At 69.6% G+C, this 15,310-nt stretch carries 12 protein-coding genes; 7 read left to right on the forward strand and 5 right to left on the reverse strand.

Annotation, left to right across the window (positions count from 1 at the left end; all coding sequences use genetic code 11):
* A complete protein-coding gene (locus ACFWFP_RS32930) occupies positions 1–741 on the reverse strand; it encodes a hypothetical protein (protein ID WP_379301667.1) in 741 nt (246 codons plus the stop codon).
* Between the two features lie 199 nt (positions 742–940).
* Between ACFWFP_RS32930 and ACFWFP_RS32935 the strand changes: the two genes are divergently transcribed.
* Complete coding sequence (locus ACFWFP_RS32935) at positions 941–2,074, forward strand: serine/threonine-protein kinase (RefSeq protein WP_379301669.1); 1,134 nt, start codon at positions 941–943, stop codon at positions 2,072–2,074.
* 20 nt (positions 2,075–2,094) lie between these two features.
* Here ACFWFP_RS32935 and ACFWFP_RS32940 read toward each other — a convergent pair whose 3' ends face one another.
* Positions 2,095–2,730, reverse strand: coding sequence for a response regulator (locus tag ACFWFP_RS32940; RefSeq protein ID WP_379301689.1), 636 nt, complete (start codon positions 2,728–2,730; stop codon positions 2,095–2,097).
* Between the two features lie 106 nt (positions 2,731–2,836).
* Entirely contained in the window at positions 2,837–4,177 is a 1,341-nt protein-coding gene (locus ACFWFP_RS32945) for a PspC domain-containing protein (protein WP_379301691.1), read from the reverse strand.
* Positions 4,178–4,788: 611 nt separating this feature from the next.
* Between ACFWFP_RS32945 and ACFWFP_RS32950 the strand changes: the two genes are divergently transcribed.
* The 5 genes from ACFWFP_RS32950 to ACFWFP_RS32970 all read left to right on the forward strand — a co-directional run bounded on the left by ACFWFP_RS32950 (position 4,789) and on the right by ACFWFP_RS32970 (position 11,533).
* Entirely contained in the window at positions 4,789–5,418 is a 630-nt protein-coding gene (locus ACFWFP_RS32950) for an MspA family porin (protein ID WP_379301671.1), read from the forward strand.
* Between the two features lie 86 nt (positions 5,419–5,504).
* Positions 5,505–9,332, forward strand: a complete 3,828-nt coding sequence (locus tag ACFWFP_RS32955; protein ID WP_379301673.1) for a hypothetical protein — start codon at positions 5,505–5,507, stop codon at positions 9,330–9,332.
* 65 nt (positions 9,333–9,397) lie between these two features.
* Positions 9,398–11,110 (forward strand): PspC domain-containing protein, encoded by a 1,713-nt coding sequence (locus ACFWFP_RS32960; RefSeq protein ID WP_379301675.1) that lies wholly within the window; start codon positions 9,398–9,400, stop codon positions 11,108–11,110.
* On the forward strand, positions 11,103–11,315 hold the full coding sequence (locus tag ACFWFP_RS32965) for a hypothetical protein (RefSeq protein WP_101464339.1): 213 nt from the start codon (positions 11,103–11,105) through the stop codon (positions 11,313–11,315). Before ACFWFP_RS32960 ends, ACFWFP_RS32965 begins: the two co-directional genes overlap by 8 nt.
* A gap of 83 nt (positions 11,316–11,398) precedes the next feature.
* Positions 11,399–11,533: a hypothetical protein gene (locus ACFWFP_RS32970; protein WP_379301677.1), complete on the forward strand. Its 135-nt coding sequence runs from the start codon at positions 11,399–11,401 to the stop codon at positions 11,531–11,533.
* A gap of 1 nt (position 11,534) precedes the next feature.
* Here ACFWFP_RS32970 and guaA read toward each other — a convergent pair whose 3' ends face one another.
* A complete protein-coding gene (gene guaA, locus ACFWFP_RS32975) occupies positions 11,535–13,109 on the reverse strand; it encodes a glutamine-hydrolyzing GMP synthase (RefSeq protein WP_379301679.1) in 1,575 nt (524 codons plus the stop codon).
* Between the two features lie 132 nt (positions 13,110–13,241).
* On the opposite strand from guaA, the gene ACFWFP_RS32980 reads away from it, so the two are divergent.
* Positions 13,242–14,042, forward strand: a complete 801-nt coding sequence (locus tag ACFWFP_RS32980) for an alpha/beta fold hydrolase (protein ID WP_379301681.1) — start codon at positions 13,242–13,244, stop codon at positions 14,040–14,042.
* Between the two features lie 3 nt (positions 14,043–14,045).
* Here the strand turns inward: ACFWFP_RS32980 and ACFWFP_RS32985 are convergent, their stop codons facing one another.
* The gene (locus ACFWFP_RS32985) at positions 14,046–15,200 is read right to left on the reverse strand and encodes a GuaB3 family IMP dehydrogenase-related protein (protein WP_379301683.1); all 1,155 of its coding nucleotides are present in this window, start codon (positions 15,198–15,200) and stop codon (positions 14,046–14,048) included.
* Between the last annotated feature and the right edge of the window lie 110 nt (positions 15,201–15,310).

The following is a 15,310-nucleotide window of genomic DNA, read 5'->3' on the forward strand; positions in this document are numbered from 1 at the left end:
TCATGAGACTGCCTCGCGTAGCGGGGTGACTTCGGTTGCGCCGCTGACGTTTTCGCGAGTCAGCCATTCGGTGCGACCGACCCGGGCGCACAGGTCCATGCGGCCGTGACGGGTCTGGCCCGCCTTGGCGCTGACCCGCACGTCGAGGCAGACCGAGCGCAGGCGGCCGCGACCGGGGCCGAGGCCGCGGTAGCCGGTGACGCGGGAGTCCAGACGCAGGGTGGGGTTGGCCCATTCGCCCGCGACCACCAGGGTGGCGCCACGGTTGCGGGCGCGGGCGGCGAGGACGCGGCAGCGGGCGGGTGGGACGGCGAGGCCGCCCAGGCCCAGGACCACCAGATCGAGGCCGTCGAGCAGGACCGCGGCCACCTCGGCGGGATCAGGGCCGGGGTCGGCGATCACCGCGAGGCGGGACAGCTGGGCGCCCATCTCCGCGGCGGCCAGCAAACCGAGCCGGGGCAGGCCGACCACCGCCGCGTGACCACCGTTTCCGGTGACCGCGGCGAGCAGTCCGGTCAGCAGGGAGTGCGCGCCGGTGTAGGCGACCACCGCGCCCTTGGGCAGTCCGCCGTCGGGCAGCAGGTCGGCCAGCGGCGGCGGAACCGGCAACAGATCGCGGCGTAATTGCTGCTCACGCGGTATATGCCCGGTCGCGGACTCGCCACGCCCCGGTACTGCGGCCATGCGCCTGCGCAGCTCGTCGAGCATGCCCACATCGGGCGGCAACGCTTCCGAACCCATCAACACCACCTACTTCCACGATGGACCCGCGAGCGGAGGACCGCCCCGCGCCGAAACAGCAGCACCGTTTCAGCTATCGATCGTATTCGAATATACGTTCGATAGCGACCAGCGTGACACCCACCCCCTCCCCGTGTCCACCGCGCAGCGCCCCGGAGATCCCGGCCAGTCAGCGCCATATTCGGCTACCCTCGCACCCGTGACCGAACGTGCTCGTCCCCATATCGGCCCCGACTACCTGGTCGCGGGTCGCTACCGCCTGCAGTCCAAGCTGGGCGGGGGTGGCATGGGTGCGGTCTGGCTCGCGACCGATCGGTTGCTGAACCGGGAAGTCGCGATCAAGCAGGTGCTGTCCACCGCGGGACTGAGCGCGGCCGAGGCCGAGCGAATCCGCAGCAGCATCGTGCACGAGGGCCGGGTGGCCGCCAAGCTGTCGCACATCCACGCCGTCGCCGTGCACGACGTGGTGATCGAGGCGGGCGAGCCCTGGCTCGTCATGGAGTACTTACCCTCGCGCAGCGTGGCCAAGGCGCTCGCGCTGGTCGACACGCTGCCCGCGGTCGAGGTCGCCCAGATCGGCGCGCAGGTGGCCGACGCGCTCGCCGCCGCCCACGCCGCGGGCATCGTGCACCGCGATATCAAGCCGGGCAACATCCTCGTCGCCGACCGCGGCAACAGCGTGGGCCTGGCCAAACTCAGCGACTTCGGCATCTCGCGCGGCGCGGGCGACACCCAGGGTGACGAACCCGACGGTGTGATCACCGGCACCCCCGCCTACCTCCCGCCCGAGGTCGCGCGCGGCGCCCGGCCCACCGAGGCCAGCGACGTGTTCTCCCTCGGCGCCACCCTCTACACCGCACTCGAAGGCCAGCCGCCGTTCGGTTTCGACTCCGACGAGCACGATGTCGTCGCCGCGGCCGCGATGGGCCGGATCATCCCGCCCACCCGCAGCGGCATCCTCACCCAGCCGCTGCTGCACATGCTGGAGCCCGCACCGCAGCGCCGCCCCACCATGGCCGAGGCCCGCGACGAAATCCTCACCGCCGCCTTCGGGCCCGGCACCGGCGCCTACATCCTCGGTGTGCCGCTGCGCACCGAAGACGGCACCATCCCGGCCTGGTCCACCCGTAACTCCGCCAGCGGCCTGCGTAGCCCCAATTCCTCCCCCCTCCCGCGCCCGCACCGCGCGCCGGTGGGCGCCACCGCCGCCGCACCCCAGCAGCGCACCGGCAGCTTCGTCGACAACCTCCCCAACGGCGCCCCCCTCGCCATCGGCGCGGGCGTGCTGATCGGCCTGATCATCCTGATCGCGATCATCATCGCCGTGATGTAGAGCCGCGGCTCTACCGAGCTTCACTCGATGCGGCGCCGATGCGCCCATCGAGTCAGCGCGTTCCGGTTCGACTGCTGTGTCTTGCGCAGCACATTCGACGCGTGCGTCTCCACGGTCTTCACCGAGATGAACAAGGACTCGGCGATCTCCCGATAGGTGTAACCACGCGCCAGCAAGCGCAACACCTCCAGCTCGCGCGGGGTGAGTGAATCCAATTCGGGATCGAGGGGCGGCTCGGGCACCGGCGAGCGCCCGGTGAACGAGTCGAGCACGAATCCGGCCAGCCGCGGACTGAACACCGCGTCGCCACCCGCGACCCGGCGGATACCGTCGGCCAGCTCGGCACCGGAGATCGTCTTGGTGACGTATCCGCGCGCCCCCGCCCGGATCACCGCGATCACATCCTCGGCCGCGTCGGACACGCTCAACGCCAAACACACCGGCCCTGTGGCGATCCCGCTCAGCACCGCCACCCCACCGCCGTCGGGCATGTGCACGTCGAGCAGCACCACGTCCGGCTTCGCGGCCTCGATCCCGGCGATCGCCTCGGCCACCGCCCCGGCCTCACCGACGACCTCCATATCGGTCTCCCGGCTCAGCTCGGCCCGCACCCCCGACCGGAAAACCGCGTGATCGTCGACCAGGAACACCCGCACACTCACTACCAGACTCCTCATTCGAACAGCTCGATCGACCTGCTGTCATCGGTACCACACCGCGGCGTCCGGGCGTCGAGATCGGCCCGGGCCGGTGCGCTCGAGCTCAGTGATCGGCTGGATGGTCCCGCGTCGCCGCGTGGTCATCCGGGCCCGCGGTGGCCTGCGCGTCGTCGTCGCTCGCGACCTCGTCCGGTTCGGAGGTCCCGGAGTCGGTGCGCGGCATGACAATCCGTACCTCGGTGCCACGCCCGAGGGTCGAATCGATCACGGCGGTACCGCCGCGGCGCTCGATTCTGGCACAGATCGACTTGGCCACCCCGCGCCGATCGGCGGGCACCGCCGACACATCGAAACCGGCGCCACGGTCGCGCACGAAGATGCTCACCTGGTGGGGTTCGGTTTCGGCGAACAGGTCGATCTCGGGGACCTCCGCGTGCTTGGCGGCGTTGACCAGCGCCTCACGGGTGGCGCCGAGCAGCGCGGTGAAGTGTTCCTTGGGCAGACCGGCGCCGGTGTCGCCGGGGTCCATCGCCACATCGCCGACGGTGACCGGGGTGACCTTCACACCGTGCTGGTCCTCCACCTCGCCCGCGATGGTGCGCAGCGCGGTGGCCAGGCTCGACTGGGCGGGCGCGGTGTCGTCGAAGAGCCACTTGCGCAGTTCGCGCTCCTGACTGCGGGCCAGGCGGAGCACCTCTTGCGGATCCTCGGCCTGGCGCTGGATCAGCGCGAGCGTCTGCAATACCGAATCGTGCAGGTGCGAGGCGATCTCCTCGCGTTCCTCGTTGCGGATGCGGGCGCCGCGCTCGGCATTGAGCGCGCGAACCATGCGCAGCCACAGCGGCACCGTCAGCAGACCCGCGCCGACCAGCGTGACCGCCACCGCGATCAGCGCCGACCCGAGCGAACTGAGATCGATCCTGGCCAGCACCACCACCCCGAGCCCGACCACGATCAGCGTCGCCCCGGCCACGATGCGCGACCAGGTGACCACCGAGGGTCGCGCGGGCAGCCCGAACAGGGCCCGTGGCCCCGGCGCGGCGACATCGTATTCGCGCCACACCAGCGCGGCACCGACCGCCACCACCACGATCGGCGCGATCACCTTCGCCGCGGTCCCCTGGAACAGCCACCCCACCGTCACCGCGAGGCCGAGCCCGAGCAGGGCGAGCCCGATCGCCTGCCTGCGCTCGTCACCGGTCGGTTTCGCCGCGTCCGCGCCGCCGGGAGTGAAGATCCACAGCAACCCGTAGGCCACCAGTCCCGCACCGACCAGCGCGGACAGCAAGACGAACGCCAGCCGCACCTTGATCACGTCGACACCGAGATGGTCGGCCAGACCACCCGCGACTCCACCCACCACCCGCCCACCACTGCGACGGACCAGGCGCGGGGTCTCGGGTATCGGCGCACCCACCGGCTCGGGACCGGGAACGGGCAGCATCGGCCGATAGCCGCGCGGCACGCCATAACCCTGCGGATACTGGGCGTAACCCGGCGCGGTCCGGTACTGCGGCGGCGGGGCGTAGTGCTGCGGCGGCCCATAGACCACCGGCTCACCCCCGAACGCGCGCTCGACGAAACCACGCGGCCGATGCCACCCGGACCGCGGATTCGCCGCGGCCCCCGGCCCGTCGGCAGGCCCTGGGCGGGTGACGTTGTTCCCGGCGGCGGCGCCGGGCCCGGACGGGGTCGCGAACCCCTGGGCGGCAGTGCGGGCGGGAACAGACGGATCCATGCTCTCGATACTGGCACGCGCGACGGGGTGCCGACATCAGGAAAGTCCCTGATCTCGTCCCCGATGTCGGCGATCCGACGCTGACCTGCGCGGCGATCTGTCCGGTCCGGACAGAAATCACGTTCTACCTGGGCATATGCCAGACCCGGCGCCGGACCGCGGCGGCGGCGCCGGACCGCCGGACCGGAAACCCGGCCCCAGGGTCCTCAGCAGGTCTTTTAAGCCGATGCGCGGTCGCGCCGAAAGCCCGGCCGCACAGGCTCTTCCTACGTTGATGGCAGGCCGGAACTGCGGCCGCCGCTTCAGGGGAGGAACACGTGAACATCATCACCACCGTGCTGGGTGCCGCCGCTATCGGACTGAGCACCCTCGGGATGGCACCGATCGCCTCGGCTACGCCGATGGCACCGCACGAGACGACCTATCACGGACCCGCCGGGTTCGAACTCACCCTCGGCCATACCGAGGAGTCCTACCGGCTGGTCCCCCCGCTCAACGCGATGCCGACCAACCGCGAGGTGTTTCTCGACAACACCGCCTACGTCACCGCACCGCTCGGCGCGACCGGTGAGGTCACCTCCGGCTATCTCGTCGCCTGCGCGGTGGACCTGGACCTGTCGGTCGGACTCGACGGCGGCATCTCGGTGAGCGCGGGGGCCACCATCGGGTTCGGCTCGTCCGGACCCGATGTGTCCGCCAATATCGGTCCGTCGATCTCGGCGGGCCTGGATCTGCGCCTGTCGCTCGCGCCGGGCGAGATCAAGAAGATCGAGGTGGGATCCATGTCGCTCGGTTCGGGCACCACCTACCTGGTGAACCGCGACTTCCATCTGATGGTGGGCAACTGCGGTGGACCGCTCAACATCTACTCATGGGCGACGGTCACCGCCGACACCGGACAGGTGAAGGCGACGAACTCGATCTTCGGCGACACCATGTTCCTGTGATCCGACCCGGGACCCGGCGAGTCGCCGGGTCCCGGTCTATCCGAATACCATGACCCTCGGTCGTTTTCATCGAACGGGGGGGTTCATTGACCGACAATGACGCGCAGAGTTCTTCGCCGCGGGCGATGTTCGCCCAGCGGTTCGCCGAACTCTATGCCGTGGCGGGCAATCCGACCTTGCGCCGGGTCGCCGCGGCCACCGAGCGTCGCATGCGCGGCACCCAGGCCGGCACGCCGTCGCCGCAGCGGATCAGCGACTGGAAGGCCGGGCGCAATGTGCCCGCTCGCTTCGAATCGCTGCTGCCGGTGGTCCTCACGCTCGTCGAGCTGACCGAGAAGTCTCAACGCGACCTGCCGCGCGGCCTGGCCGACCCCCACGAATGGCGACGCCTGTGGCAGGAGTCGGTCACCTGGACAGCGGCCGCCACCGACGGCGACACCTGCCCCTATCCCGGCCTGCGCGCCTATCTACCCGAGGAGCACAGCTTGTTCTTCGGACGTGAGCAGGCCACCGCCGAATTCGTCGAGCTGGTGCGCGCCACCACCGGCATCGTCGTCCTGGTCGGCGCGTCGGGGGCGGGCAAGTCCTCGCTGCTGGCGGCGGGTCTGCGTCCCACGATCGACCTACCCGCCGCGACTATGACACCGGGAGCGACACCGACCGCCGGACTCGCGGCGACGCTGACCGACGATCTACGGGTCCTGATCGTCGACCAGTTCGAGGAACTGTTCACCCTGTGCCAGGACGAAGCCGACCGTTCGGCCTTCCTGTCCACGCTCGCCGACCTACCCGATTCTCTGACGGTAGTCCTCGCGCTGCGCGCCGACTTCTACGAACAGTGTCTGCACTATCCGGTACTCCGGAACAGCTTGCAGCACAACAGCTATCTCCTCGGCGCGATGTCCATGGACGAGGTGACCCGCGCGATCACCGGACCGGCGGGCGCCGCAGGACTCGCCCTCGAATCCGGCTTGGAAGAGCTGGTACTCACCGAACTCCGCGGGATCGGCGGGCATCTCAGCGCCGACGGCTACGACCCAGGGGCGCTGCCACTGCTGTCTCACGTGATGGCCGCGACCTGGCAGCAGCGCGAGGGTCGCAAACTCACCGTCGTCGGCTACCGCAAGGCGGGCGGTGTCGCGGGCTCGGTCGCCGAGACCGCCGAACTCGCCTGGAGCGAGCTCACTCCAGGGCAGCAGAGCGCCGCTCAGGAGTTACTCGGCTCGCTCGTCACGGTCGGACAGGACGGCCGCGACACCAGGCGCACGGTCGGCCGTGCCGAATTGCTCGGCCGCAACGGCGATCCCGACAGTTCAGCGGAAGCGCTCGAAGTACTCGCGACCAGCCGACTGATCGCCCTGGACGCGGGCTCGGTGCAGTTCTCCCACGAGATCGTGCTGACCGCGTGGCCCCGGCTACGCGGCTGGATCGATACCGACCGGGTCGGGCACCTGGTTCGCCAACGGCTCGAACACGATGCGGCCGAATGGGAGTCGGCGAACCATGATTCGGCGCTGCTGTATCGCGGTACTCGGCTCGACAGCGCGAGCGAACACACCGGCGGCGTCTCGGTCGGTCCGCGGGTGCGTGCCTTCCTCAATGCCTCACGGCGTGCCGTCCGGATCGGTGGGCGCTGGCGGATCGGAGCGATCGCGGTGGTGCTCGCGCTGCTTGCCACCGGCGTGATCGCCGTCGACCGCACGAGGCTCGCCGATCAGCGAGCGCTGGACCGCGACTACGCCGAATTGGTGACCGCGGCGCAACGGACCCGGACCATCGACCCCGCGATATCGGCCCACTTCATGCTCGCCGCGTACCGAATTCGTTCCGATGAATCCACGCGCACCCAGTTGCTCAACAGTCAGGACTCGCCGCTCGCCATCACCGAGCCCGCCCACGAGCGGGGAGTCGATACGCTGGCGCTCCGATCGTCGGACCGCCTGCTCGTCTCGATCGACTACGTAGGCGACACAGCTTTCTGGGATCTGCGCGATCACCTCGCGCCCCACCGTCTCTCCACCGGGCTCGGAACGCGCGTCACCGAGTTCGAGTTCGTTCCGGGCAGCACCGACGCGGTCACCATCGGCCCATCCGGTACCCAGCTGTGGGATCTCGCCGCCCCGGAATCACCACGACTGATCCACACTCTGGACACCCTCCGAGCGACCACGATCGCCGTCGATCCGAGCGGAACACGGCTTGCCGAACTCGAGGGGGCGACCCTGACCCTCTGGGATATCCGCGATCGGACGCGACCGTCGCGAATCGCCACGCGCTCCCTGCCCGGCGAGCTCCACATCATCGGATTCGGTTCCGAAGGCGGGGTTCTCGCCGTCGGTACCATCACGATCGGCATCGGTGTTCCCGACACCGTGCAACTGTGGGACGTACGCGATCCAGCCGCCGCTCGCCCGGTAGGACCACCGATCTCCACGGCAGGCGACGACCAACTGCGCGGCTTCGCACTCAGTCCCGACGGTACCCGTTTGGCCGTGGGTTACTACGGCGCAAAGGGCACCGTCAACGCTCCATCGAGCCAAGTCGAGATCTGGGAGATCACCGACCCCCATCACCCGCCCTCCCATCGGACGTCGATGCGACTCGACAACGGCGTCTTGGCCTCGATCGTTTTCCACGAAGACGGAAACCTGCTCGCCACCAGTACCGGTCGCGCCGGGCAACTGTGGAACGTCACCGACCCCGCACAGCCCGTCCAAGCAGGCCCGGAGCTGTCGGTGACCCCGACCGGCTGCCCACAATTGCGAGTCGCCCCCTGCGTGGGCGGACCCACGACAATGCTCTTTCTTCCCGGCGAACCGGCGCTGATCGGAGCGGGTGACGACGGACTGCTGCGCATTTGGTCACTGCCGCGTTCCACGATCGACGTGGTGCCTGGGACACCGTCGATGCCAGTGTTCGATCGAACCGGCGATCGGATGGCCATGCTGTCCGGGACCAGTGCCGTGACGATCTGGGACACCACCGATATCCGTCGCCCGATCCGCCTGTCCGCTGTTCCCGGTTCGCCCGGGCTGTCGAATATCGCGCTGAGTCCGGACGGCCGCACACTCTCTGTTCACGACCGTCCCGGCAAACAGCGAAAAGTCTTCGACCTCGACGATCCACGTCGGCCACGCGCGCTGCCCAGCTGGCCGACCGGGGACGCCCAACAATCGACGGTCAGAGGCAACCGGATGCTCCTGAGCTTCCCGAATTCGGTCCAGATGTGGGATATCGCCGACCGAACCACCCCGGTGCCCGTGGGCGTGCCGATCAGCGCGACGATCGGCACGGTCTACAACACGGCCCTCAGTTCCGACGGCAGTCGGGTCGAGCTGGTGTTGCTCGACGAGCGGAACCGCTGGCTCCCCCACTACCTTCGCCAGATGTGGAATCTGGACGATCCGCAACACCCGCGATTGACCGCCGAGTCCGAGATCAGCCGAAACACCATCGTCCAACCATCCCATTTCCTGCCCGACAACCGAACCGTCGCCGTCACCGAGCCCGACCGGTTCGGCCTGCGCACCATCGACCAACCCGACGCATTCACCCCGCTCATCGACGTGGCTCGGGCTGAGTCAGCACCGATCAGCGGGGTGTCCGTCTCAGCGGACGGCACCGAGCTGGCCGTCTCGGGCAACGGGGTGGCCGACCTGTGGAACCTCGACGACCCACGCACACCGCGCAAACGAGCCGGACCGCTCGGTCCCACCGACGGTCGCCGTCGACAAATAGCGATGCACCCCCGCGGCGAACAACTCGTGATCGTTACCGACAACGGCCAGCTCGGCGTGTGGGATCTCGACGCCGAAACCGTCGCCGCCCGGATCTGCGCGTCCACCAGCCAGCTCACCGAAGCTGTCTGGCGAGGTCACGTCGCGAACGTCGCCTACCGCTCCCCCTGCCCCTGAACCCGGGAAATTATCAGGGTTACCCCCGATGTGCGGAAGGGGTGGGTCGGCACACCATGGATGGCATGAGCAGAACGAGCTTCGCCGACCAGGTTCACCAGATGTGGCAGACGCGGCCCGTCCGGCTGCCTCGGCAGGGGCCGATCGCCGGGGTGGCGGCGGGGTTCGGGTTGCGGTACGGGGTGGATCCGGTGCTCGTGCGGGTGGCCTTCGTGGTGTCGACGATCTTCGGCGGGGCCGGGATCGTGCTGTACCTGCTGGCCTGGTTGGTGCTGGGGTCGGCGGGCAACGAGATGTCGGCGGCGCAGGCCTTGTCGGCCCACGATCGGGGGTCGCATTCGCAGACCAAGACGATCGTGTTGATCGTGGCGCTGGCCATCGCCGTGTCGACCATGGGGCCGATCGGGCTGGGGATGGGCGGGTCCGGGGTGGTCAGCCTGGGGCTGATGCTCGCGGGCTGGTGGATGCTGTATCTGCGTCGTCCCGAGCTGCCCGCGGGGTTCGACGCCTATCGCGCGCCGCTCGGCACGACCGGCTACCCGGGTGCGGGCTACCCGACCGGGGTCCCGGTGCGCGGCTATCCGTACAACCCGGAGGTACCACCGACGGGGATGTACACGCCCTACACCAAACTCCCCGACGCCTACGTTCCCGATCCGGCGCGGGCCCGCGAGGAAACCCGCATGCCCACAGCCGAATCCACCCCGCTCTTGCGTGTCGACGCGACCGACACGGTCGTGCTGCACAAGGACACCGGCGAAGCGGGCAGCGCTGCTGTGGATGCCGTCGAGACCACGGGGATCGCGGTGACACCGGCGGAGGCCGTCGAACCCGGACACGAAGATCCGGACAACCGCGGAGCCTCGGACGCCGTGTCGGACACGAGCGAGCAGGCGGCGGATCCGGCTCCACCCGTCGATCTCGGCAAGCGGGCGGACAGCCCGAAAACCGAGGTCATCGAGCCGGCCGACGCCGACACGAGCGGGCAGCCCGTCGCGGAACCGCAGCCGAACGACGCAGGTGCCACCGCGGTTCTGCGCAAGGACTCCCCCGGAACCATCTCTCCCACACCGGAACCCCTGCGGATCAACGCGCAGGTGCCCAACGGCTGGGACCCGCTCGCCGTCGCCCCACTCGCCTGGGAACTCCCGGAAGCGGCACCCCGCTACGCACCTGTCGCACCACCGGCGCCGCCGAAACGCCCACGCTCCCGGCTGACTCCGGTCACCATCGGCCTGGCGATCCTGGCCGCGGCGCTGGCGGGTGCGGCAGCCGCGTCGGGCGTCGAATGGATGACTCCCGCGCGCATCGCGGCCTTCGCCCTGGCTGTGGTCGGCCTCGGCCTCGTGGCCGGCGCGTTCCTGCGGCGCGGGTACGGGCTGCTGGTACTCACCGCCCCGCTGGCCGGTTTCGTGGTGCTGGCCTCCCTGATCGGGCCGATCGACTTCGACGAAACCACCGTCGGCGACCGTGTCTGGGCGCCGACCTCGGTCACCGAATTGCAGCCCCGCTACGCCCTCGACATCGGTTCGGGCACGCTGGATCTGCGCGGTCTGAACCTCACCGAGTCACGCAGCGTCGAAGTCGCGGTGAACATCGGTGACGCGAAAGTGCAACTGCCCGAAGGGATGACGGTGAACATGACGTGTGACATCCGAGTGACCGACTCCAACTCGACCTGCAAAGACGGACTGAGCGGGCCGAACACCCCCGGCGCGCCGGTTCTCGACCTGCACGTCAAGATGCACCTGGGTGACGCGGTGGTGACCCGTGGCTGATCCCACCGGCACCGAGCCCGCGCGCCGGCCCGCGTTCACCCTGCTGACCACCGGCCTGATCGCACTGGCCGTGAGCGTCTGGGCCCTGCTGGGCGCACCCACCCCCGACGACGGCGGGATCCTGCCCATCGGCTGGGGCGTGGTGATCGCGGCCATCGTCATCGGCCTGCTGCTCACGCTGGCTCCCAGCCGTAAACACCACTGACCGAAGGACAACCGAGGAAACAGCGATGGCCCGTCATCATGACGGGCCATCGCTGTTTCGGGACCAGGTGAAAGACAAGGGCAATGGACGAATCCGAGAAGCGACCGCACACCCCACTGGCGAAGGTCCTGCCACCGGCCACCCACCGACCGCACACCGGCGGCTTCCTCCTGGGCAGGCTCCTGCTCACCCAGGCGGCGCCGCCGCGGCCCGCCTAGTTCACTCCCACTCGATGGTGCCCGGCGGCTTGCTCGTCACGTCGAGGACCACGCGGTTCACCTCGGACACCTCGTTGGTGATGCGCGTCGAGATCCGCTCCAGCACGTCGTAGGGCAGCCGGGTCCAGTCCGCGGTCATCGCGTCCTCGCTCGACACCGGACGCAGCACGATCGGGTGACCGTAGGTGCGGCCGTCGCCCTGCACACCGACCGAACGCACGTCGGCGAGCAGCACGACCGGGCACTGCCAGATCTGCTTGTCCAGGTCGGCCGCGGTGAGCTCCTCGCGGGCGATGGCGTCGGCCTGACGGAGCAGGTCGAGCCGGTCGGCGGTCACCTCGCCGACGATCCGGATCGCGAGGCCGGGGCCGGGGAAGGGCTGGCGCGCAACGATTTCCTCGGGCAGGCCGAGTTCCCGGCCGACCGCGCGAACCTCGTCCTTGAACAGCAGGCGCAGCGGCTCGACCAGATCGAACTCGAGGTCGTCGGGCAGGCCACCGACATTGTGGTGGCTCTTGATGTTCGCGGTGCCGGTGCCGCCGCCGGACTCGACGACATCCGGGTACAGGGTGCCCTGGACGAGGAATTCGACCTTCGGGGCACTCCCCGCGGCCGCGCTCTCCTCGGTGACGATGCCTGCGACGGCATCCTCGAAGGAGCGGATGAATTCGCGACCGATGATCTTGCGCTTCTCCTCGGGATCGGAGACGCCCTTCAGTTCGCCGAGGAACTTGTCCACCGCGTCGACGGTCACCAGCTTGGCACCGGTCGCGGCGACGAAGTCCTGCTGGACCTGCTCGCGCTCACCGGCCCGCAGCAGGCCGTGGTCGACGAACACACAGGTGAGCCGGTCGCCGATCGCGCGCTGCACCAGCGCGGCCGCCACGGCGGAGTCGACACCACCGGACAGGCCGCAGATGGCGTGCCCGTCGCCGATCTGCTCACGCACGCTCTCGATCAGCGACTCGGCGATGTTGGCCGGGGTCCACTGCGCGGGGATGCCCGCGAGCTCGTGCAGGAAGCGGCTGAGCACCTGCTGGCCGTGCGGGGAGTGCAGCACCTCGGGGTGGTACTGCACGCCGGCCAGACGACGCGCGCGATCCTCGAACGCGGCCACGGGGGCGCCCGCGGTGGTACCGGTGACCTCGAAGCCCTCGGGGGCGTCGGTCACCGCGTCACCGTGCGACATCCACACCGGCTGGATGGTCGGCAGGCCGCCGTGCAGCACACCGCCGTCGATGTTCAGCTCGGTGCGGCCGTATTCGCGGGTGCCGGTCTCCGACACGGTGCCGCCGAGCGCCTGTGCCATGGCCTGGAACCCGTAGCAGATGCCGAACACGGGCACGCCCAGATCGAACAGCCGCGCGTCGAGTTGCGGTGCGCCCTCGGCATATACGCTCGACGGACCACCGGACAGGATCACGGCCAACGGCTGCTTGCCCGCGATCTCTTCCACGGTCATCGTGTGGGGAATCACCTCGGAGAACACCCGTGACTCACGCACCCGTCGGGCGATCAGCTGGGCGTACTGCGCGCCGAAGTCGACGACGAGGACCGGTCTCTGAGTATCTGCCACCGCCACAGTTTAGTGACGGGCTGCGACGAGCAAGCAACGGGCATCGCCGGAGGCCGGACTCGCCGTAGTGACTGTGCACGACGCGCCCCCATTCTTGGGCGTGGCGCGGTGGCTCTGGCTATCCTCGTGCTCGTGCCATTCGCCCGCGCGATCGATGCCGACATCTACTACGAGGACAGCGGTGGCACCGGTCCGGTGGTGTTGCTCGCCCACGAATTCTTCATGGATCGCACGATGTTCGCCTCGCAACAGGCCGCGCTCGCACCCGAATTCCGGATCGTCGCCTGGGACGCGCGCGGTCACGGCCGCACCAGAGACCAGCGGTTGCCCTTCACCTACTGGACGGCGGCCCGCGACGCGCTGACGGTGCTCGACTCGATCGGCGCCGAACGCGCGATCGTCGGCGGGACGGCGCAAGGGGGCTTCACCGCATTGCGGACCGCGTTGGTCGCGCCCGAGCGGGTCGCCGGGCTGATCTTGATCAGCACCGAGGCGCACGGGCCGACCCTGGACCAATCGACCGCCACGCAGCGATTCCTCGACGAGTGGCACGACCGCAGCTCCCGCGAGGAAGCCGCGGGCCGACTGGCCGACTGGCTCATCGGCGACGACACCTGGTACCGCGACATCTGGACCCGCCGCTGGGTCGGCGACGCCCACAGTGGGCTCGACGCCGCCGTCGGCTGTCTGCTCGGGCGCGATTCGGTGCTCGACCGGCTCCGGGAGATCACCTGCCCGGCGCTGATCATCCACGCGACCCGGAGCGGCATCGCGGGCGACCGGGCCCGCACGCTGGCGGACGGGCTCACCGCCTCCACCTTCGTGGAGATCGATGGCGCCCGTCTCGCCGTCACGATGACCCACCCGGAACCGGTCAATACCGCGATCTCCCGGTTCCTGCGGGATCGGGTCTCACTGACCCACGTTCGATAGCGCTCAGCGGACGCTGAGCCCGACCTTCTGGAATTCCTTGAGGTCGGAGTAGCCGGCCTTGGCCATCGAGCGGCGAAGGCCGCCGACCAGGTTCAGCGAGCCGAACGGGTCGTCGGAGGGGCCGTAGAGCACGCGCTCGAGGCTCGGGCGGGCCGCCGCGCCGTCGGGGCCGTCCAGCCAAGCCTCGTCGACCGGCAGGAACGAACCGCGCGGCACCGAGGGGTGCGCGGTCGCCGAGGGCCAGTACCACCCGCGACCGGGCGCCTCCGCCGCCGCCGACAGCGGCACACCGAGCATCACGGCGTCGGCGCCACAGGCGATGGCCTTGGCCAGCTGACCCGAGGTGGCCACGTCACCGTCGGCGATCACGTGCACGTACCGGCCGCCGGTCTCGTCGAGGTAGTCACGACGGGCCGCGGCCGCGTCGGCGATCGCGGTCGCCATCGGGACACCGATGCCGAGGACCTCACCGGTGGTGGTAGCGCCGGGGAACGAGCCGTAGCCGACGATGACACCCGCCGCGCCGGTGCGCATCAGGTGCAGCGCGGTGCGGTGATCGCTCACGCCACCGGCCACGACCGGCACATCCAGCTCGGCGATGAAGGTCTTGAGGTTGAGCGGTTCGTCGCCACCCACGTGCTCGGCGGAGATGATGGTGCCCTGCACGACCAGCAGGTCGATGCCGGCCTGGAGCAGCGCGGGGGTCAGCGCGCGGGCGTTCTGCGGGCTCACGCGCACCGAGGTGGTCACCCCGGCGGCCCGGACCTGCGCGACCGCGGCGGCCAGCAGGTCGGGCTGCATCGGCGCGGCGTGCAGTTCCTGCAGCAGCGAGATGGCCTTTTCGTAACCCCCCTTGTCGACCAGATCGAGCAGCTGGTCGATCTTGGCCTGCACATCGGCGTGGCGGGCCCACAGGCCCTCGCCGTTGATCACGCCGAGGCCGCCCTTGCGCCCGAGCTCGATCGCGAACTCGGGCGAGACCAGCGCGTCGGTGGGGTGCGCGAGCACCGGGATCTCGAAACGGTAGGCATCGAGCTGCCAGGCCAACGAGACCAGCTTCGACGAACGCGTCCGCCGCGAGGGGACGATATCGACGTCATCGAGTTCGTAGGTCCGACGGGCGACCCTGCCCATACCGATTTCGACCATGTCACGCACAGTTGCTCCTGTGTTTGTGGAGCGCTGGCGCGCTCGAGTTCGCGGCCACCACGGGCCGCCGGTCAGGCACCGCCGCTTGCTCCTTCGTCGCCTACGCGGCGGCGCCTGAC

This window comes from Nocardia sp. NPDC060249, assembly GCF_042728755.1.
Classification (GTDB): Bacteria; Actinomycetota; Actinomycetes; order Mycobacteriales; family Mycobacteriaceae; genus Nocardia.